At 71.2% G+C, this 19,951-nt stretch carries 15 protein-coding genes; 5 read left to right on the top strand and 10 right to left on the bottom strand.

Going from position 1 to position 19,951, the window contains the following annotated elements:
* Window positions 1–100: 100 nt before the first annotated feature.
* Window positions 101–1,381: a hypothetical protein gene (locus AC3AGO_RS15505; RefSeq protein ID WP_487820785.1), complete on the top strand. Its 1,281-nt coding sequence runs from the start codon at window positions 101–103 to the stop codon at window positions 1,379–1,381.
* Between the two features lie 102 nt (window positions 1,382–1,483).
* Here AC3AGO_RS15505 and AC3AGO_RS15500 read toward each other — a convergent pair whose 3' ends face one another.
* Both AC3AGO_RS15500 and AC3AGO_RS15495 read right to left on the bottom strand, forming a co-directional pair.
* On the bottom strand, window positions 1,484–3,496 hold the full coding sequence (locus AC3AGO_RS15500; protein WP_487820784.1) for a CocE/NonD family hydrolase: 2,013 nt from the start codon (window positions 3,494–3,496) through the stop codon (window positions 1,484–1,486).
* 185 nt (window positions 3,497–3,681) lie between these two features.
* On the bottom strand, window positions 3,682–5,217 hold the full coding sequence (locus AC3AGO_RS15495; RefSeq protein WP_487824670.1) for a peptide MFS transporter: 1,536 nt from the start codon (window positions 5,215–5,217) through the stop codon (window positions 3,682–3,684).
* Between the two features lie 274 nt (window positions 5,218–5,491).
* On the opposite strand from AC3AGO_RS15495, the gene AC3AGO_RS15490 reads away from it, so the two are divergent.
* The 4 genes from AC3AGO_RS15490 (at window position 5,492) to AC3AGO_RS15475 (ending at window position 10,249) form a co-directional block, all read left to right on the top strand.
* Window positions 5,492–6,505: a polyprenyl synthetase family protein gene (locus tag AC3AGO_RS15490; protein WP_487820783.1), complete on the top strand. Its 1,014-nt coding sequence runs from the start codon at window positions 5,492–5,494 to the stop codon at window positions 6,503–6,505.
* Window positions 6,506–6,893: 388 nt separating this feature from the next.
* Window positions 6,894–8,213 (top strand): LolA family protein, encoded by a 1,320-nt coding sequence (locus tag AC3AGO_RS15485; protein WP_487820782.1) that lies wholly within the window; start codon window positions 6,894–6,896, stop codon window positions 8,211–8,213.
* Between the two features lie 76 nt (window positions 8,214–8,289).
* Window positions 8,290–9,282, top strand: coding sequence for an ABC transporter ATP-binding protein (locus tag AC3AGO_RS15480; RefSeq protein ID WP_487820781.1), 993 nt, complete (start codon window positions 8,290–8,292; stop codon window positions 9,280–9,282).
* Window positions 9,269–10,249, top strand: coding sequence for an ABC transporter permease (locus tag AC3AGO_RS15475; protein WP_487820780.1), 981 nt, complete (start codon window positions 9,269–9,271; stop codon window positions 10,247–10,249). The genes AC3AGO_RS15480 and AC3AGO_RS15475 overlap by 14 nt, the downstream gene beginning before the upstream one ends.
* A gap of 40 nt (window positions 10,250–10,289) precedes the next feature.
* Here AC3AGO_RS15475 and AC3AGO_RS15470 read toward each other — a convergent pair whose 3' ends face one another.
* From AC3AGO_RS15470 to AC3AGO_RS15435, 8 genes are all read right to left on the bottom strand, one after another.
* Window positions 10,290–10,763, bottom strand: coding sequence for a VOC family protein (locus tag AC3AGO_RS15470; RefSeq protein ID WP_487820779.1), 474 nt, complete (start codon window positions 10,761–10,763; stop codon window positions 10,290–10,292).
* Between the two features lie 124 nt (window positions 10,764–10,887).
* Window positions 10,888–11,490: a TetR/AcrR family transcriptional regulator gene (locus AC3AGO_RS15465; RefSeq protein WP_487820778.1), complete on the bottom strand. Its 603-nt coding sequence runs from the start codon at window positions 11,488–11,490 to the stop codon at window positions 10,888–10,890.
* A gap of 25 nt (window positions 11,491–11,515) precedes the next feature.
* The gene (gene rarD, locus AC3AGO_RS15460) at window positions 11,516–12,514 is read right to left on the bottom strand and encodes an EamA family transporter RarD (protein ID WP_487820777.1); all 999 of its coding nucleotides are present in this window, start codon (window positions 12,512–12,514) and stop codon (window positions 11,516–11,518) included.
* A 238-nt stretch (window positions 12,515–12,752) separates the two neighbouring features.
* The gene (locus AC3AGO_RS15455) at window positions 12,753–13,850 is read right to left on the bottom strand and encodes a 2-oxoacid:ferredoxin oxidoreductase subunit beta (RefSeq protein WP_487820776.1); all 1,098 of its coding nucleotides are present in this window, start codon (window positions 13,848–13,850) and stop codon (window positions 12,753–12,755) included.
* Window positions 13,843–15,777 carry a 2-oxoacid:acceptor oxidoreductase subunit alpha gene (locus tag AC3AGO_RS15450; RefSeq protein WP_487820775.1) on the bottom strand — a complete coding sequence of 645 codons (1,935 nt, stop codon included), beginning with the start codon at window positions 15,775–15,777 and terminating at the stop codon, window positions 13,843–13,845. The genes AC3AGO_RS15455 and AC3AGO_RS15450 overlap by 8 nt, the downstream gene beginning before the upstream one ends.
* A 253-nt stretch (window positions 15,778–16,030) precedes the next feature.
* Window positions 16,031–16,735 (bottom strand): response regulator transcription factor, encoded by a 705-nt coding sequence (locus AC3AGO_RS15445; protein ID WP_487820774.1) that lies wholly within the window; start codon window positions 16,733–16,735, stop codon window positions 16,031–16,033.
* A 274-nt stretch (window positions 16,736–17,009) separates the two neighbouring features.
* Window positions 17,010–18,341, bottom strand: coding sequence for a sensor histidine kinase (locus tag AC3AGO_RS15440; protein ID WP_487824669.1), 1,332 nt, complete (start codon window positions 18,339–18,341; stop codon window positions 17,010–17,012).
* A gap of 217 nt (window positions 18,342–18,558) precedes the next feature.
* Entirely contained in the window at window positions 18,559–19,887 is a 1,329-nt protein-coding gene (locus AC3AGO_RS15435; protein ID WP_487820773.1) for a sensor histidine kinase, read from the bottom strand.
* Window positions 19,888–19,951: the final 64 nt, after the last annotated feature.

The raw sequence follows: 19,951 nt of genomic DNA, 5'->3' as shown, positions 1-19,951 counted from the left end.
CGGGAAACGAAATCCGCGCTACCGCCGAAATCACGACAATGACCGCCAACTGCCGCTCAGCGGATGCTGTAGGGAGGATTCCGCACCTACCGTCCGTCGGATGAGCTTCTCTCGGAGGTCGGTCCTGGCCGCGGGGGTCGGCGTGCCGCTGGCCGTGGCCACGAACGTGGACGTGAACGGGGGCGTGAGCGGGGCGGCGCCGCTGGCCGGGGCCGTGCCGCGGGACCCGTCGGAGTTCCGTCTGTCCCGGCGGCTGCGTCCCCCGCGAGGCGGCGCCCCGTACGCGGACACCGTCGACAAGCTGGCCGGTGTGCTGGAGACCGTCTCCGTGCAGGACGTGCTCGCGGACACCGGCGGCCTGCGTACCGGTACGCGCATCGGCCCGGCCGAGGGCAGGGGCATCGCCGACGGATGGGTCCGCGGCTTCGGCTGGCAGGGGCACGGGGAAGAGGACGACAGGAACGGGGACAGCGCGGTGCGCGGGTGGCGTCCGCAGGGCATCACCAGCGATCACGACGCACACGGCGGACGCCTCAGGACGCTGCTGGTGAGCTGGCACGACCGCGGCGGGAAGGTGGACAAGGGGATGCGCGTCAGCATCGTCTCCTGGTCCGGGAACGCCGAACCGGTGTACCGGCACGTGCTGTTGGCCGAGCCGTACCGGGACGCCGGGGGGCGCGCGACCTTCGCCCCGATCCGCCGGCACGCGGGCGGCATCGCCTGGTACGGCGACCTGCTGTACGTCGTCGACACCTGGGGCGGGCTGCGGGTCTTCGACCTCCGCCGGCTGCTGCGCGTACGGGACAGCACGCGGGATCACGTCGGACTGCGCGCGGCGGGGAGCGGGGACGCGCACGGGCCGGGCCACTCCGCTTTCGGCTACACGTACGTGCTGCCGCAGATCGCCGCGTACGACAACACCGGCCGGGAGTTCCGCTACACCGCGGTGTCCGTGGACCGCACGTCCGTCCCGCACAGCCTGCTTGTGTGCGAGTACACCGAGGACACCGGGCGGAGGCCGCGGGTGCTGCGGCTTCCTGCGCTCCCGGAGCGCGAGGCGCTGCCGCGGCGGATCGCGGGCGGCGAGGTGCACGGCGTCACGACGGTCAGGGCCCGTGACGACGAAGTGATCGGACGGCGCCGTATCCAGGGCGTGGCCGGAGTGCGGGGGACGTACTACTTCTCGGTGAGCGCCGGGGACAGCCGCAAGGGGAAGCTGTACGCCTGGACCCCGGGCGCCGACCGCCCCGACCGGTTGGGCCGCCTGTCCCGGGGCCCCGAGGACCTGAGCTACGACGGCACCGCCAACGTGCTGTGGACCGTCGGCGAATACCACGCCGACCGCTACGTGTACGCGGTCACGCCGAAGCGCAACGGATGAACCCGCGAAGGGTGAGCCGGCGACGGATGAGCCCGCGACGGGTGAGCCCGCGGGCCGGGGCTCACCCGTCGGAACGGCGTGCTGCGCGTCGGGTGCGGGCGGTCAGCCCGCCGTACGCGGGATGCGGCGTTCCCACGTGCGGTGGAAGAGCTCCGTCTCGCCCTCGCCGCACCACACCTCGTTGGAGGTGACGAAGTCCGTGCCGTCCGTGGTGATTTCGGAGCGGACGCGCATGCTCGTGTCCCAGCCGAGGTCGGGGCGGTGGAGGCGGATCGACCAGTCGGAGCGGGTGCGTGCGCTCAGCGGGTCGGCCTCGTTGATGACGTACGTCTCCAGCGCGTCCTCGGTGAACTCCAGCCCGTCCGGGTAGATCCGGGTGCCGCCGTAGCGCGGGTCGACCTCCAGCTTCCAGGTGCCCTCGGCGACATCGCGTACGACGCGGCGCTCCGGCCGCTGGTCGGCGGGCGGCTCCGGGTAGACCACGGCGAGGGGTTCGGACTGCTCCGGCTCCTCGAAGGTGATCGCCGGCCGCTCCGCGTCCCCGGACGCGTCCCGTACGGGAAGGTCGAGCGCGGAGTCGCCCGGGTCGACGGTCCAGCCCGCTTCGCTGCCGCGCTGCGGCCACACCCACGGCCAGTACGCGGAGGACAGCGCGAGCCGGATGCGGTGGCCGGCGGGGAAGGCGTGGCCGATGCCGTTGAGTTCGAACTCGACGTCCTCCGTCGTGCCCGGCTCCCAGTCCGCGTTCTTGTCCCGGCCGTACCGCGAGGACAGGTTGAAGACCCCGCGGGTGACGTTCGTGGAGGAACCGTCCGGTGCCACGTCGCAGACGCGCGCGATGACCTGCCCGCGCGGCACGTCGCTGGTGATCCGCAGCCGTACCTTCGGGCGCCCCAGGATCTCCACCCTCTCCTCCAGCACCGTGGAGTCGAAGCAGACCGAACGGCCGTCCTCCTCACGCTGGTCGGGCGGCAGATCGGAGTCGTTCCCGTAGGGGAAGTACCGGCCCGCGTCGACGCCCGTGTGCTGCGGCGAACGGACCACCGTCGACCCGGTGCCGGGCAGCGCGAACGAGACGGAGCCGACCGTGGGCGACGGCCAGGAGTCCTCGCCGACCCAGCGGCCCGGGAGTTCGGGGTAGACCGTGGCCGGCGGATGCGACTCGCTGATCCAGGCGCGCAGCAGCGGCTCGTCCATGACACCGGTGGACTCGTCCTTCAGCCAGTGGTCCCACCAGCGCAGCGTCTCCTGGAGGAAGCCGATGGCCGGGCCCGGCGGCAGCCCCCGGTCCGGGTACTGGTGCGACCAGGGGCCGATCAACCCCCGTACGGGCGCGTCGAGATGCTCGACGAGCCGCAGGACGGTGTCCCGGTACGGGTCGTGCCAGCCGCCGACCGCGAGCACCGCCGCCTGCACGGCGGAGTAGTCCTCGCAGACGCTGCCGTGCTTCCAGTAGTCGTCGCGCGTCTGGTGGTCCAGCCAGGTGTGGATGAACGGGTCGACCTTGTCGAGCCGGCTGAGCCACATGTCCCGCCACACGTCGCCGACGTGCGCCGGGTCCGGCGGCCGGGAGACGAAGGCGAGCATGGTCGACGCCCAGGCGTGCATGTCGACGGCGAGCACCGAACCGCCGGTGTAGTGCACGTCGTTGTCGTACCGGTCGTCGGCCGAGCAGACCGTGACGATCGCCTTGAGCGCCTCGGGCCTGCGGGCCGCCAGCTGGAGGCTGTTGAAGCCGCCCCAGGAGATGCCGAACATGCCGAGCTTCCCCGTCGACCAGGGCTGCGAGGCCAGCCAGTCGATGACGGCGAGCCCGTCGGACAGCTCCTGCTCGTCGTACTCGTCGCCGGGCATGCCCTCGGAGTTGCCGTGCCCGCGCACGTCCACGCGGACGGAGGCGTAACCGTTGCCCGCGTACCAGGGGTGGCGCTGGGAGTCCCGCGGCGCGGTCCAGTCGCTCAGCCGGTACGGCAGATACTCCAGCAGAACGGGGACGGGCTCCTCGGTCCTCGGGCGCCAGATGCGCGCGTAGAGCCGGGCACCGTCCGGCATCGGGATCCGTACGTCCTCGCACTGGATCTCGTAGGGGAAGCGGTCGTCGGGGCGGAGATACATGAGGCGTCAGTCCTGCGGTGCGGGTGCGGATGAGGGGTCGGCCGGCGCGGAGGCCGGTCTGTGGGAGGGACAGCGTCCCGAAGGGGCGCGGGGAACTGCGCGAAACCGGCCACAGCGTGAGCCGCAGCCGCCCGACACGCGTACGGGGCACACGAAGCGGGGCATGCGGTCCTCCTGCGGAGCGCTCAGTGGACGGGGTGCATGGTGCGGCGCAGCCAGGGCGCCAGTGCCATCACCACGAGGCCGAGCACGACGGTCACGGCGCCGTTCAGGCCGAAGTACGCGGGCGGGGAGAGCGTGTCGTAGAGCTTGACCGTCTGCGCCTGGATGCCGTTCGCGAGCGCGATCGACAGCATCCACAGCGCCATGGTCTGGCTGGCGAACGCAGCGGGCGCGAGCTTGGTCGTGGCGGACATGCCGGTCGACTGGAGGATGACGTCGCCGCTGCCGAGCAGCACGTACGCGCCGAGGATCCACCAGGCGGCCATCAGCCAGTGCTCGCCGGACCGTCCTGCCGTCGCCCACGCCATCAGCAGGAAGGAGAGACCGCCGAGCACGACACCGATGGCGATCTTGTTGGAGGCGTGCGGCTGCCGGCGGCCGAGTTTCAGCCAGACTGCCGCGATCACCGGGGCCGACAGCACCTCGATCAGCCCGAGCGCGGAGTTGTACCAGGTGGAGGGGAACTCCCAGCCGAAGATCTCGGTGTCCGCGTGATCGGCGGCCAGCAGCGTCACCGTCGAGTACGACTGGAACAGCACCAGGTTGAAGACCACGGACGAGGCGAACAGCACGATGTACGGCCGGAGCCTGCGCCGTTCGTGCTGCTCGACGCGGGGGCTGCGGAACATCACCGCGAAGTACACGACGGGCGCCAGCACCGACACCAGCGAGCTGATGTCGACGACCTTCGCCATGGTCAGCCAGCCCGCCGCGGTCAGCGCCCAGGCGAGCGCGGCGACCACGACGAGCCCGCCGCCGATCAGCCACAGCGCCCGGCGCATCGCGGAGGGCGGCAGCGCGAACTCGGCGTGCTTGCTGCCCGCGAGATCGCGGCGGCCCAGCACGTACTGGACGATGCCGAGCGTCATGCCGACGGCCGCCGCGGAGAAGCCCCAGTGCCAGCCCTGCTTCTGGCCGAGCCAGCCGGCGATGAGCGGGCCGAGGAAGGCGCCGATGTTGATGCCCATGTAGTAGAGGGCGAAGCCGGCGTCGCGGCGGGTGTCCTCCGTCGCGTACAGCTTGCCGACCATCGAGGAGACGTTGGGCTTCAGCAGGCCGGTGCCGACGATGATCAGCCCGAGACCGGCCCAGGTCGCCGCCGCGGCGGGAATGGCCATCGTGTAGTGGCCGCAGGCGATGAGGATGCCGCCGACGAGCACGGCCCGGTACGAGCCGAGGATCCGGTCGGCGAGCCAGCCGCCGGCGACCGAGACGAGATAGACGAACGTGCCGTACGCGGCGACCACGGAGGCGGCGACGCCGGAGGCCATGCCGAGCCCGCCGTTCGCGGCCGAGTCGGCGAAGTACAGGACGAGGATCGCCTGCATCCCCAGGAACGAGAACCGCTCCCAGACCTCCAGCCCGGAGAGCGGCAGCAGTCCGCGCGGGTGGCCCAGGAAGCTCCGGTGCCGTGCGGGGGAGTCGTCGCGAACGTCCGTCTCACCGTCGGAACGGCCGGGTGAGGGAGGCTCGGCAGGATGGCTGGATCTTGGCGGCAGTGACAAAGGTGGCTCCAGGGACGCAGCTGTTTCGGGTGCTCTGCTCCCCCGTTCTTCCGCGACGCTCCCCTGTTCTTGAGCGACAAAACGGGTAAATAGGGTGACGAGCAACATATCCCGGATATGGCTCAAGCCGCCGTCCACTACCCGGGCCCTCGCTGTGATCGTCGGGTGACCGGATACGCTGCCAGGAGATGGTGGCCGAAGAGAATTTGAGACACCGCACGATCGCTGTTGATCGTTAATTCATCGTACGCAGACAGGAGTACCCCTCGTGACCGTCGTCGGGCCCTTTGGACTGACCGTGCGGGACCAGGCTCTCGAAGCAGATGTCCAGGCCGGGTTGGCGGCTGTCGAGGAAGGTCTCATCGAGGCCACCAAGAGCGAGGTCCCCTTCGTCACGCGGGCCGCCCAGCACCTGGTGCGGGCGGGCGGCAAGCGATTCCGGCCGCTGCTGGTCCTGTTGGGCGCGCAGTTCGGCGACCCGTTCGCGCCGGGCGTGGTGCCCTCCGCCGTGGTCGTGGAGCTGACCCACCTGGCGACGCTGTACCACGACGACGTGATGGACGAGGCGGACGTGCGGCGCGGTGTGGCCAGCGCCAACGCCAACTGGGACAACTCGGTGGCGGTGCTCACCGGCGACTTCCTCTTCGCGCGCGCCTCGCAGACCCTCGCCGACCTGGGCCCGGAAGCCGTTCGCGTACAGGCGGAAGCCTTCGAACGCCTGGTCACCGGGCAGATCCTGGAGACGGCGGGCCCCGGTGAGAACGGCGACCCGGTCAGCCACTACCTCGACGTCATCGCCGGCAAGACCGGCTCCCTGATCGCCGTCGCGGGCCGCTTCGGGGCGATGATGTCCGGCGCCGACGAGAGCGCGGTGTCCGTCCTGACCCAGTACGGGGAGCGGATCGGCACGGCGTTCCAGCTGGCCGACGACGTGCTCGACATCGCCAGCGACTCCCACGAGTCCGGCAAGACGCCCGGCACCGACCTGCGCGAGGGCATCGCCACGCTTCCGGTGCTGCGCCTGCGGGAACGCGCCGCCTCCGAGGCGGCCACGCCGGAGGACCGCGAGCTGAGCGAACTGCTCGCCGGTGACCTCACGGACGACGCCCGGCACGCCGAGGCGCTCGCGGGACTGCGGGCCAGCCCCGCGCTGGAGCAGGCCCGCAGGGACACCGTCCGGTACGCGGAAGAGGCCCGCGACACCCTCGCCCCCCTCCCGGACTGCGCCGCGAAGCGCGCCCTGGCCCAACTCTCCGAAGCCGTGGTCCACCGAGCAGGCTGACCGCCCCAAAACAAGGGCCGCGGGGAACGGCGCAAACAAGGGGCGCGGGGAACGGCGCAGATTAAGGGGCGCGGGGAACGGCGCAGATTAAGGGGCGCGGGGAACTGCGCGAAATAAGGGGCGCGGGGAACTGCGCAAACCCCAGCGCGAACCGCAGCACCCACGGCCAACGCCCCCACCGGACCCCTCCCGGCTGAAGCCCCGCGCAGCGGCCGTCATACCGCAGGAGTACACAAGGTTGACTCCCCGGGCTGATGCCCGCCCCGTGGCTGATCTGGTGCCATGGAACCTTCAACCCGCCCCCATTCGTACTCACTCGGGTGAGAATGGCGCGCAGGGATGGACAAGTGCGACGCAGGAACCGCCGACACGGAGGTAGGGCACACAGATGGCTCAGATCCCGAACAGGTCCCGCAGGAAGGCCGTCCGGTACGGCATACCGGTCGCGGTCGCGGGGGTGGCCGCGGCGAGCGTCGGCCTCGTTCCCGCGATCGCCAGCGCCGGTTCCCCGGAACTCCCGAAGATCACAGCGGAACAACTCGTCGCCAAAATGGCCAAGTCGGATGTGCAGCACCTCTCCGGCACGGTGAAGACGAGCACCGACCTCGGCCTTCCCGCGCTGCCCGGCGGCGCCGGAGGCGGCGGCCAGGAGCAGGGCGGCGGCAGCCCGTTCGGCGGTGGCGGCGCCCACGGCGAGGGCGCCGGGAAGAGCGCGGAGGCCGGCAGCGGCGGTGACAGCGAGGGCGGCGGCAGCGCCGACCCGCAGCAGAAGCTCATGGAGCTCGCGTCCGGCACGCACACCATGCGCGTCGCCGCCGACGGCCCCGAGAAGCAGCGCGTCTCGCTCGTCGAGAAGGCCTCCGAGTACAGCTTCGTGCACAACGGCAAGGACGTGTGGGGCTACGACAGCGGCTCCAACTCCGCCTACCACGCGACCGCTCCGAAGAGTCCGAAGGGCGCCGACGACCGGCACTCCACCGGGAAGGGCCTGGAGAACGCCACCCCGCAGAAGGCGGCGCAGCAGGCGCTGAAGGCCGTTTCGGACACCACGTCCGTCTCCGTCGACGGCACCCAGACCGTCGCGGGACGCGATGCGTACCAGCTCGTCATCACCCCCAAGGGCAAGGGCGCCGCGGACTCCACCGTGGACGCGATCCGGGTCGCGGTGGACGCGAAGAACGGCGTGCCGCTGAAGTTCACGCTGACCCCGAAGGGCGGCGGCAAGCCGGTCATCGACACGGCCTTCACCGACGTCGACTTCGGCAAGCCGGACGCCGGCACCTTCGACTTCAAGCCGCCCAAGGGCGCGAAGGTCACCGAGCACAAGGCGCAGGAGCACGGCAAGGGCCTGCCCGGCGGCAAGGCCCTCCCGGAGGGCGAGACCCTGCCGGACGGCAAGAAGGCTCCCGGGGAGAAGGGGAAGCCGGACATGCAGGGGCTGAACGTCCTCGGCGAGGGCTGGGGCTCGGTCGCCGAAATCCAGGGCCCCAAGGGCGGCTTGGGCGCGGCGCAGGGCGGCGCCGCGGGCGGCGCGCAGGCCGAGCGGATGCTGAACAGCTTCACCAAGGAGGCCAAGGGCGACTTCGGCACCGGCCGCGTCTTCAGCACCCGGCTGGTGAACGCCCTGATGACGGACGACGGGAAGATCTACGTCGGCGCCGTCAGCAAGGAGGGCCTGATCAAGGCGGCCGACGGGGCCGCGAAGTAACAGGCAGCCGACCGCGACCGCCCGCCCGGCACCGTCCGGGCGGGCGGCGCGGACGGTCCCGACCCCGGGGAGCAGCATGGCAGTGTCCGAACCGCCGCCGTCGGCCGAGGGATCCGGCCCGCAAGCCGGCGCCGTCGTCGAGACGCGGGGCCTCAGCAAACGGTTCCGCGGCGGTCAACTGGCCGTCGACGGGCTCGATCTGACGGTGCCCCGGGGCAGCGTCTTCGGGTTCCTCGGGCCCAACGGCTCCGGCAAGACCACCACCATCCGGATGCTCCTCGGCCTGATCGACGCCACCGCGGGCAGCGCCGCGCTGCTCGGCGAGCCCATGCCGCGCGCCGCCAAGAGCGTGCTGCCGCGCGTCGGCGCCCTCATCGAGGGTCCGGCGCTCTACGGCTTCCTGTCGGGGCGCGACAATCTCCTCCGCTTCGACTCGGCCGACCCGACCGCCGACCCCCGCACCCGGCGGGAGCGGGTCGGGCTGGCCCTGGAGCGGGTGGGGCTGTCCGCCGCCGGCGCGAAGAAGGCGCGGGCGTACTCGCTGGGCATGAAGCAGCGCCTCGGCCTGGCCGCCGCGCTGCTCCAGCCGCGCGAGCTGCTGGTGCTGGACGAGCCGACGAACGGCCTGGACCCGCAGGGCATGCGCGAGATCCGGTCCCTGGTACGGGAGTTGGCGGGCGACGGCATCACCGTCTTCCTCTCCTCCCACCTGCTGGACGAGATCGAGCAGGTCTGTTCGCACACGGCCGTGATGAACCGCGGACGGCTCGTCACGCAGGGCACCGTCGCCGAGATGGCCGCCGGGGCCCGCGGCCGGCTCGCCGTCACCACCCCGGACCCCTCCGAGGCGGTACGGGTACTCAAGGAGCAGGGCCTCACCGACGTCACCGCCGACGAGGACGAGGTGACGGGGGAGCTGCCCACGACGGGCGAACCGCCGGACCTCGCCGCGGTGAACGCCGCGCTCGTCCACGCCGATGTCCGCGTACGGGATTTCGGGCTCCGGCGCGCCTCCCTGGAGGACGTCTTCGTCTCGCTCACCGGGGAGGGCTTCAATGTCGCGGGCTGATACGTCGCGGGCTGACACGCCGCAGACCGACACCAAGACCGGCGCGACGGACGCCGCTTCCGGCACCGGCGCGACGGCCGGTCCGGACGTGCCCGCCGGTCCGGCCGCGGGCCCGGACACGACCGTCCGCCGTCCCGGTGCGCTGTGGACGCTGGGTCTGTTCCGCAGCGAACTGACCGTCACCTTCCGCCGCTGGCGCAGCCTCGCGCTGCTCGCCGTGCTCGCGGCGGTCCCGGTGCTGGTCGGCATCGCCATCAGGATCGAGACGGGGGATGACGGTTCGGGAGGCGGCGGGGGGCCGGCGTTCATCTCGCAGGTCACCAACAACGGCCTGTTCCTGGTGTTCACTTCGCTCGCCGCGACACTGCCGTTCTTCCTGCCGATGACCGTCGGCGTCATCGCGGGCGACGCCGTCGCCGGTGAGGCGAGCGCCGGGACGCTCCGCTATCTCCTGGTCGCCCCCGCGGGACGGACCAGGCTGCTGCTCGTCAAGTTCGCGACGACGCTGGTGTTCTGCCTGGCCGCGACCCTCGTGGTCGCCCTGTCCGCGCTGATCACCGGGGCGCTGCTGTTCCCCGTCGGGGACGTCACCCTGCTGTCCGGGACGACCATCCCGTTCGCCGAGGGGCTGCTGCGGGCGCTGGCCGTCGCCGTCCTGGTCGCCGCCTCGCTCATCGGGCTCGCCGCGGTCGGCCTGTTCATCTCGACGCTGACCAACAGCGGCATCGCCGCCATGGCCGCGACGGTCGGGCTGCTCATCACGGTGCAGATCCTCAACACCATCCCGCAGCTCGACGGCATCCACCCGTACCTCTTCCCGCAGTACTGGCTGAGCTTCGCCGACGTGCTGCGCGACCCGGTCTACTGGGACGAGATCCTCAAGAACCTCGGCCTCCAGGCCCTGTACGCCGCGGTGTTCGGCTCCGCCGCCTGGGCGCGCTTCACCTCCCGGGACATCACGGTGTGACGGCACCGGCGCCGGGACCGGTACCGGCACCTGCGTTGCGTCAGGCGACGCAGAAGACGTTGCCCTCCGGGTCCTCCAGGACGGTCCATTCGCCCTGCGGCTCCGTGACGTGCCGCTGCACCGTGGCGCCCAGCGTCTCCAGCTTCGCCACCGTCGCCTCCCGCCGGCCCGGGCCCGCGTGCACATCGATGTGCAGCGGATTCTTCGGCCGCTCCGTGCCCTCGGCGATCCGCTGCTCCGCTTCCGGGACGCGCTGGAAGAGCAGCCGCCGGCCCTGCCCGATGCCGGTCTCCTCGTCGTACGGATCGTCGGGGTGCCGCACGGCGACCGCGTCGCGGAAATACCGCCGGCCGTCGGCCTCCGCGAGGACCGATTCGTCGATCACGCCGATTCCCAGCAGCTTGCCGATGAGGACGCTGTTGTCCTCCCGCTCGTACTCCAGCGCCGCCGCCCAGAAGGCGGCCTGCCGGTACGGATCCGCCGCGTCGACCACGAGTTTCCAGCCGAGTGCCATGAAGAACCCCTTCGTCCGTCACGCTGTGCCCGTCGAGCGCGAAATCCGCGCTCTCCCAGGGGTGCTGACGCTAGCTCAGCCCACTGACAACGGAGCGCCGGCAGGGCTCGGGACGGGGCGCCGTTCAGTCGCGCCGCGCTCCGCGGGCGAGCAGCAGCAGCGCGTCGACGAGGTCCTCGGCCGGCGACCCCGTGGCGAGTCGGCGCAGCTGCAGCCCGAGCACGAGCGCCACGACGGTGCCCGCGGCCCGTTCGGCGTCCGGTACGCCGAGCCCGGTCAGGATCCGCGCGGCCAGCCGGTCGTACGCGGCGAAGCAGTCGGCCGCCGCCGGGCGGAGCCGTTCATCGCGGCCGGCCTGCACGTACAGCTCGAACGGCGCGATCTTCCTGCTGTCGAACGTGGTGCTCTCCGCGACCTGCCCGACCAGGGCCGCCGCGCCGTCCATGTCGATCCCCTCGGCCCGGCACTGGTCGGCGAGTTCGGTGAAGTGCCGGGTCTCCTCGGTGACGAACCGGAGCAGGCTCTCCCGCAGCAGATCGTGCTGGGTGGCGAAGTGATAGGTGACCGAACCGAGCGCGACCCGCGCCTCCTTGGCGATCCGCCGGTTGGTCACGGCGCCCACCCCGTCCTCGCCGATGATGCGCAGCACGGCGTCGACGATGCGCTGCCGCGTACCGGAGGCCGCGGGCGCGTGCGGGGCGGAGGGTACGGAAGAGGGCCTGGCCATGCCGGTCATTGTTCCAGCGGACGGGTCATCTGCCGTCGGCCGGGGCGGAGGCGGGCGGCTGGGTCGGAGTGTCCGGGTCCTGAGCGTCGGATGCCGTGTCCGGTACGGCAGTTGCCGCCGCTTCGCGCAGCGCGGCCCGTCCCCGCCGGGCGTTGTGCAGCGCGTCCCAGCTGAGCAGGCACAGCGCCGCCCACACGAGGAGGAAGCCCGCCCAGCGCTCGGCCGGCATGTCCTCGTGGAAGGCCAGCAGGCCCAGCACGAACATGAACGTCGGCGCGAGGTACTGGAGCAGGCCGATGGTGGACAGCGGCAGCCGGACCGCCGCACTGCCGAAGAAGATCAGCGGGAGGGCGGTGGCCAGCCCGGAGAGAACGAGCAGCACGGCGTGCCCGGTGCCCTCGGCGGTGAAGCCCGAATCGCCGCTCGCGGTGAGGTAGACGAGGAAGCCCAGCGCGGGCAGGAACTGCACCGCCGTCTCGGCGCTGAAGCCGTCCACCCCGGCCAACTGCACCCGCTTCTTGAGCAGCCCGTACGTGGCGAAACTGAAGGCGAGGACCAGCGAGATCCACGGCATCCGCCCGTACGCGATGGCCATCACGACGACCGCGAGCGTCCCGATGCCGACGGCCACCCACTGTGCGGGGCGCAGCCGTTCGCGCAGCAGCAGGACGCCGAAGGCGATGGAGACGAGCGGGTTGATGAAGTAGCCGAGCGAGGCCTCCAGCACCCGGCCGGCGTTCACCGACCAGATGAACACGCCCCAGTTGACCGAGATGACGACCGCGCAGCCGAGGACCAGCAGGAGTTTCCTCGGCTGCCGCAGCAGCGGCCCTATCCAGGACCAGCGCCGCAGCGCGAGGAGTATCAGGACGGCCGTCGGCAGCGACCACACCATGCGGTGCGCCAGCAGTTCGGCGGCGCCGATGCCGCTCAGCGCGTGCCAGTAGAGGGGGAGGAGCCCCCACATGCCGTAGGCGGCGAAGCCGAACAGCAGGCCGGTGCGTTGCTCGCTCTGTGTTCCCACGGGACCCCTCCGGGAGGACTGCCGGACACCCCGAAGGTAGCGCCGCGCACCCGCCCCTGTCATTCCCGTTCCGCATTTTGGTCCTGTCGTCCTGCGACCCCTGCGGAGCATCCCGTACGGGGCGCGGCGGCGTGCGTCCGCGCGGCAGAAAGGGCCGGCAGCGAAGAGCTGCCGGCCCTGAAGTGCCGCACCGGGAAGTGCCGTACGGGAACGTGCGCCCCGGTGCCGTACGGAGATGTCAGCCGACGACGGTCCAGGTGTCGTTGCCCGCGAGCAGCGCGCCGAGGTCGCCCTTGCCGTTCTGCTCGACGGCCTTCTCCAGCTGGTCGGCCATCTCGGTCTCGTACACCGGGCGCCGCACGCTGCGCAGCACACCGATCGGCGTGTGGTGCAGCGTGTCCGCGTCGGCCAGCCGGGACAGCGCGAACGCCGTACCGGGGGAGTCGGCCTGGGCGTCGTGGGTGAGCACGCCGTCCGTGCCCTCCTCCGCGATGTTCACGATGCGCAGCTCGCCACTCGCCGCGTCGCGGACGACGCCCTTGGAGCCGAGGCCGTCCTCGGCCGGGCTGCCGAAGCGGATCGGCTGCCCGTGCTCCAGCCGGATCACGGCCTCCTGCGCCTGCTCCTTGTCCTTGAGGACCTCGAAGGCGCCGTCGTTGAAGATGTTGCAGTTCTGGTAGATCTCCACCAGTGCCGTGCCCGGGTGGTCGGCGGCCTCGCGCAGCACGCTCGTGAGGTGCTTGCGGTCGGAGTCGACTGTACGGGCCACGAAGGTCGCCTCGGCGCCGAGCGCCAGCGACACCGGGTTGAAGGGCGCGTCGAGCGAGCCCATCGGCGTCGACTTGGTGATCTTGCCGGCTTCCGAAGTGGGGCTGTACTGGCCCTTGGTGAGCCCGTAGATCCGGTTGTTGAACAGCAGGATCTTCAGGTTCACATTGCGCCGCAGCGCGTGGATGAGGTGGTTGCCGCCGATGGACAGCGCGTCGCCGTCACCGGTGACCACCCACACGCTCAAGTCCCGCCGCGCGGACGCGAGTCCGGTGGCGATGGCCGGGGCGCGGCCGTGGATGGAGTGCACCCCGTAGGTGTTCATGTAGTAGGGGAAGCGCGAGCTGCAGCCGATGCCGGAGACGAAGCAGATGTTCTCCTTCGCCAGCCCCAGCTCGGGCATGAAGCTCTGCACGGCGGCCAGCACGGCGTAGTCACCGCAGCCGGGGCACCAGCGCACTTCCTGGTCCGATTTGAAGTCCTTCATGGACTGTTTGCCCTCGGCCTTGGGCACGAGGGAGAGCGCGTCGCTCTCCGCGGGAATGCCCTCGGTCAGCGTTTCACCCATGGGTGATGGCCTCCTTGAGTGCGGTCGCGAGCTGCTCTGCCTTGAAGGGCATGCCGTTGACCTGCGTGTACGACTGGGCGTCGACGAGGAATTCGGCCCGGATCAAGGTGGCGAGCTGCCCGAGGTTCATCTCGGGGATCACCACCTTGTCGTAACGGCGCAGCACTTCACCGAGGTTGCCCGGGAACGGGTTCAGACTGCGCAGATGGGCCTGCGCGATCCGCTCCCCGTCGCGGCGTACGCGGCGCACGGCTGCCGTGATCGGACCGTAGGTGGAACCCCAGCCCAGCACGAGGGTGTCGGCGCCCTCCGGGTCGTCGGCCACCAGATCCGGGGTCTCGACACCGTTCACCTTGGCCTGCCGGGTGCGGACCATGAACTCGTGATTGGCCGGGTCGTACGAGATGTTGCCCGTGCCGTCCTGCTTCTCGATGCCGCCGATCCGGTGCTCCAGGCCCGGCGTACCGGGCACGGCCCAGGGGCGGGCGAGGGTGTGCGGATCGCGCTTGTACGGCCAGAAGACCTCGGTACCGTCGTCCAGCGTGTGGTTCGGACCCGACGCGAACTGGGTGCGCAGGTCGGGCAGTTCCTCGATGTCCGGGATCCGCCAGGGCTCGGAGCCGTTGGCCAGATAGCCGTCGGACAGCAGGAACACCGGCGTGCGGTACGTCAGCGCGATGCGTGCCGCGTCCAGCGCGGCCGTGAAGCATTCCGCCGGGGTGGCCGGGGCGACGATCGGCACCGGGGCCTCGCCGTTCCGCCCGTACATCGCCTGCAGCAGGTCGGCCTGCTCGGTCTTGGTCGGCAGCCCGGTCGACGGGCCGCCGCGCTGGATGTCGATGATCAGCAGCGGCAGTTCGAGGCTGACCGCGAGACCGATGGTCTCCGACTTCAGCGCGACACCCGGGCCCGACGTGGTCGTCACGCCCAGCGAACCGCCGAAGGCGGCACCCAGCGCCGCGCCGATGCCGGCGATCTCGTCCTCGGCCTGGAAGGTGCGCACGCCGAAGTTCTTGTGCTTGGACAGCTCGTGCAGCACGTCGGAGGCCGGCGTGATCGGGTACGAGCCGAGGAACAGCGGCAGATCGGCCTGCTGACTCGCGGCGATCAGACCGTAGGCCAGCGCGAGATTGCCGGAGATGTTCCGGTATGTCCCGGGCGGGAACGCGTGGGAGGCCGGGGCGACCTCGTAGGAGACCGCGAAGTCCTCCGTCGTCTCGCCGAAGTTCCAGCCCGCCCGGTACGCGGCGATGTTCGCCTCGGCCACTTCGGGCTTCTTCGCGAACTTCGTCCGCAGGAAGTGTTCGGTCTGCTCCGTCGGCCGGTGGTACATCCACGACAGCAGGCCCAGCGCGAACATGTTCTTCGAGCGGCCCGCGTCCTTCCGGCCGACGTCGAACTCCTTCAGCGCCTCCACCGTCAGCGTGGTCAGCGGCACCTCGTGCACGCTGTACGCCTCCAGGGAGCCGTCCTCCAGCGGATTCGCGTCGTACCCCACCTTGGCCATGGCGCGCTTCGTGAACTCGTCCGTGTTCACGATGATTTCCGCGCCGCGCGGCACGTCCTCGATGTTCGCCTTCAGCGCCGCCGGGTTCATCGCGACCAGCACGTCCGGCGCGTCGCCCGGCGTGAGGATGTCGTGGTCGGCGAAGTGCAGCTGGAAGCTGGAGACACCCGGCAGGGTCCCCGCGGGAGCGCGGATCTCGGCCGGGAAGTTCGGCAGGGTCGACAGGTCGTTGCCGAAGGAGGCGGTCTCCGAGGTGAACCGGTCGCCCGTCAGCTGCATCCCGTCGCCGGAGTCCCCCGCGAACCGGATGATGACCCGGTCGAGGCGCCGTACCTCTTTGCCGGTCGTGTCCGGAAAGCCCTCACTGCCTGGGTTGTCGGCAGGAGACTGCCCGGCCGGGCTACTGACCTGACTGGTCACAGTTGATCGGACCTCCCTCGAGGCGGCGGCTCGCCAGCCATCGTACGTCGGTAAGGGTCGCCTTCCTGAGACGAATCACACACTGGACAGCATTCCCGGACGCCTCTGCATTCCGGTCGGCCATCAGCAGTTCACCCCCCGGAGCGCCCCCTGGGCTCCGCATTGCGCCCTGTCCCGATGGAATCTGACAGAGCGTCAGGCCGGTTGTCCCCGTACGGATCCGCGTCCCGCCGCGGCCCCGTAAGGGTCCGGTCTACGAGTCAAGATAGGTGAGTACCGCGAGCACCCGGCGGTGATCCCCGTCACTCTGCGACAGGCCCAGCTTCAGGAAGATGTTGCTCACGTGCTTCTCGACCGCGCCGTGGCTCACCACCAGCTGCTGGGCGATCGCGGAGTTCGTACGGCCCTCGGCCATCAGCTCCAGCACCTCGCGCTCCCGCGGGGTCAGCCCCGCCAGCACATCCTGCTTGCGGCTGCGGCCCAGCAGCTGCGCGACCACCTCCGGGTCGAGTGCGGTCCCGCCCTCGGCCACCCGGACCACCGCGTCAACGAATTCACGCACGTCGGCTACCCGGTCCTTCAGCAGATAGCCGACCCCCTTGCTGGATCCGGCCAACAGCTCCGTCGCGTACTGCTCCTCCACGTACTGCGAGAGGACCAGCACCCCGAGCCCCGGATGCGCCGCGCGCAGCGCGATCGCGGCGCGCACGCCCTCGTCCGTGTGCGTCGGCGGCATCCGTACGTCGGCGACCACCACGTCCGGCAACTGGTCCGCGTCCGCGAGCTCCCGAACGGTCTTGACCAGCGCGTCTCCGTCGGACACCCCCGCGACGACCTCATGCCCCCGGTCGCGCAGCAGCCGGGCGAGCCCCTCCCGCAACAACACCGAATCCTCGGCGATGACCACGCGCACTCTTCCGCCCTCCACCCCAACACCCTGACGAGACGCCCCAAGCATCCCAGAACGGACGCGAATTGTGGCCTCACCCCAACGCCGTAAAACCCCCTCACCCCCGTCTCCCACTCCGGGTGGGGTGCGGGGCGAAGGGGCGCAGGGGGTCCGGGGCGCAGCCCCGAAGAGGGCCAGGGGCGCAGCCCCGAAAGAAACGGGTAAGGGCGGGCCAGGGGCCAATCCCTCGGCGGGCCAACGGCGTTGACCGCACGCGCGAAGGGGCCCGGCCAGAATTGGCCGAACCCCTCCCACCCCCGTGCCCCGTCAAGCAGCGCCGCCCCTAACGGCCATCCCGCCAGGGCAACTGCGCCGTCACGACAGTCGGCCCCCCACCCGGCGACCGCAACGTGAGCAGCCCGTCCACCGACGACAACCGCTCCGCGAGCCCGGCCAGCCCCCCGCCAGGGGAAAGCGTCGCGCCCCCCGCCCCGTCATCGGAGACCTGCAGCATCAGATAGTCCCCCGTACGCCACAGCTCGGCCGTCGCACTCCGAGCCCCCGCGTGCTTGCTGATGTTCTGCATGAGCTCCGACGCCGTGAAGTACGCGATCCCCTCGATGGCCCGCGCCGGCCGCTCCCCGTCCAGGTCGTCCGTGACGGCGACCGGTACGGCGCACCGTGACGCCAGGTGCGACAGCGCCGCGCCGAGCCCCCGGTCGGTGAGGATCGCCGGATGGATCCCCCGTGCCAGGTCCCGCAGTTCCTGCAGCGCGATCTTCACCTCGCCGTGTGCCCCGTCGACCATCCTGGCCGCCGCTTCCGGGTCCTCCAGGAGCTTCTCCTTGGCCAGCCCCAGATCCATGGCCAGCGCCACGAGCCGCGCCTGCGCCCCGTCGTGCAGATCGCGTTCGATGCGCCGCAGGTCCGCGTTGGCCGTGTCGGCGACCGTGCCCCGGTCCGTCTCCAGCTCCGCGATCCGCGTCGCGGAGCGGGAGGGGCCGAGCAGCCCGTACACCATCAGCCGGTCGACCTGCGTGAGCCCGCGTACGAGCCAGGGCGTGCCCAGCACCAGCACGAGCCCCACCGCGGAGAACGCCGCGATCTCCGGCGGAGAGTCCACGTACCAGCCGTTGCCCTGGCCGTCGTCGAAGAGCTGCACCCCGGACTGGTCGGTGTACGTGGGCAGCACCCATCCCCACGCCGGATACAGGAACGCGCTCCAGCCGGCCGTGAAGAAGGCCAGCGACACCGAGAAGTTGAGGACCGCCCAGGGGAAGTGCAGGACGCTGAACAGCGCATGACGCCACGACACCCCGCTGCGCAGCAGCGCACCGAGCCGGCCGAGCAACCCCGGCTTGCGCTGCACGGTCCGCAGCGGCTCCGGCGACGCCACGTGCAGCCCGAGCAGCGACCGCGCCCGCAGCCGTTCCACGGCGCCGAACCCGCGGCACGCCTCCAGCCAGAAGGCCAGCAACGGCACACCGATGAAGGTGATCAGCAGCCCGACCCCCAGGGAGAAGAGCGTCACGCTGAAGCAGAACGCCGCGACCGCCACGGGAAAGCTCGTCAGCACGTACAGATACTCGCGCCAGGTGCGCCCCTCGAACGGTGCACGCAGTACGGCGGGCACCCGGCTCCGCTTCGCCGGCCCGGCTTCCGGCCTCTCCACCATGCCCACGCTTCCGAAGATGTCTGTCACGGCACTCTCGTCTCTCCTCATGCAGCCCCGACGGCCCTTACGGCTCCGGTGACTTGAGCGGTCCGACGGCCTGTGCGGCTCCGGCGGCCCCTGCCCCGAAGCCCGTACGGGTCTCGGGGTACTCCCAAGCATCGGCGTCCGTACCGCCCCGGACCATGGCGTGAGCAGGCGTCTCGGGGTGGGGTTCCCCCTACCGTTCCTGGTTCCGTTCCCGCCAGGGGAGCTGCGCGGTGACGGTGGTCGGACCGCCCGCCGGGGACTGGAGCGTGAGCATCCCGTCGACGGCGCGCAGCCGTTCGCCCAGCCCGGCGAGCCCGCTGCCGGCCGCGGCGGACGCGCCGCCCTGCCCGTCGTCCTCGACCTGGAGCAGCAGCCGGTCCCCGCTGCGCCACAGGTCGAGCGAGGCCGTACGCGCCCGCGCGTGCTTGCTGATGTTCTGCATGAGCTCGGACGCGGTGAAGTACGCGATGCCCTCGATGGCGGACGCGGGCCGCTCGCCCAGATCGTCCGTGACGGCGACCGGTACGGCGCACCGTGACGCCAGATGGGACAGCGCCGGCCCCAGACCGCGGTCGGTGAGGATCGCCGGATGGATGCCGCGGGCCAGGTCGCGCAGTTCCTGCAGGGCGAGTTTCACCTCGCCGTGCGCCTCGTCGACCATCTTGGCCGCGGCCTCCGGGTCCTCCAGGAGCTTCTCCTTGGCCAGCCCCAGGCCCATGGCCAGCGAGACCAGCCGGGCCTGCGCCCCGTCGTGCAGATCGCGTTCGATGCGCCGCAGGTCAGCGGTCGCGGTGTCGGCGACCGTGCCCCGGTCCTCCTCCAACTCCGCGATCCGGCGCTCCAGTTCGTCGGAGGGCGACAGCAGCGCCCGTACCATCCCGCGGTCGACGTTCGTCAGCCCGCGCGCCAGCCACGGCAGTACGGGCCATCCGACGAACAGCGACACCAGGGTGACGGTGAAGGTGAACCACCCCCACGGCAGCCGGATGAACAGATACAGCGCGTGCCGCCACGCCACCGAGTCACGCAACTGCAGCCACAGCCAGGCGAAGAACCCCGACTCCCTGCCCCGCAGCGGGCTCGGCTCCTCGACCCGCACCCCCAGCAGGGCCCGCGCCCGGGCCCGTTCCAGCCTGCCCAGCTGCCGGCAGCCGAGCAGCGTCAACGCGAGCAGCGGCAACCCCACCACGGTGACGGACAGCGCGGCACTGATCCACAGAAAGACGGTGATGTAGAGGAAACCGAGCAGATCGACCGGCATGTTGCCGAGCAAGTGCGCGATCTCGCGCCACGTCTGCGCCTCCAACGCGGCCCGCGGCGGCGGCAGCCGGCCCTCGACGGCATCCCGTACGGGGCCTGCACCGGTGTCCCCTACGGACTCCGGGCCCTGTGCGGGGTGCCCGGTCTCCTGCCCGGAGTGTCCGGTCTCCTGTCCGGAGTGTCCGGTCTCCTGTCCGGAGTGTCCGGGCCCTCGGCCGGCCCCCTGTCCGGCCTTCTGAAACTGTGCGCTGGCGGTCATGCGCCAAGAGTGCCCTGCCCGCCCCCTGGTGACTATGGGGTGAATCGGTGCGTGACGGTGGGGT

The sequence above is a fragment of the Streptomyces sp. BL1 genome, assembly GCF_057628045.1.
Note: the sequence above shows the minus strand (reverse complement) of the source record. Positions and strands in the feature narration are given on the sequence as shown.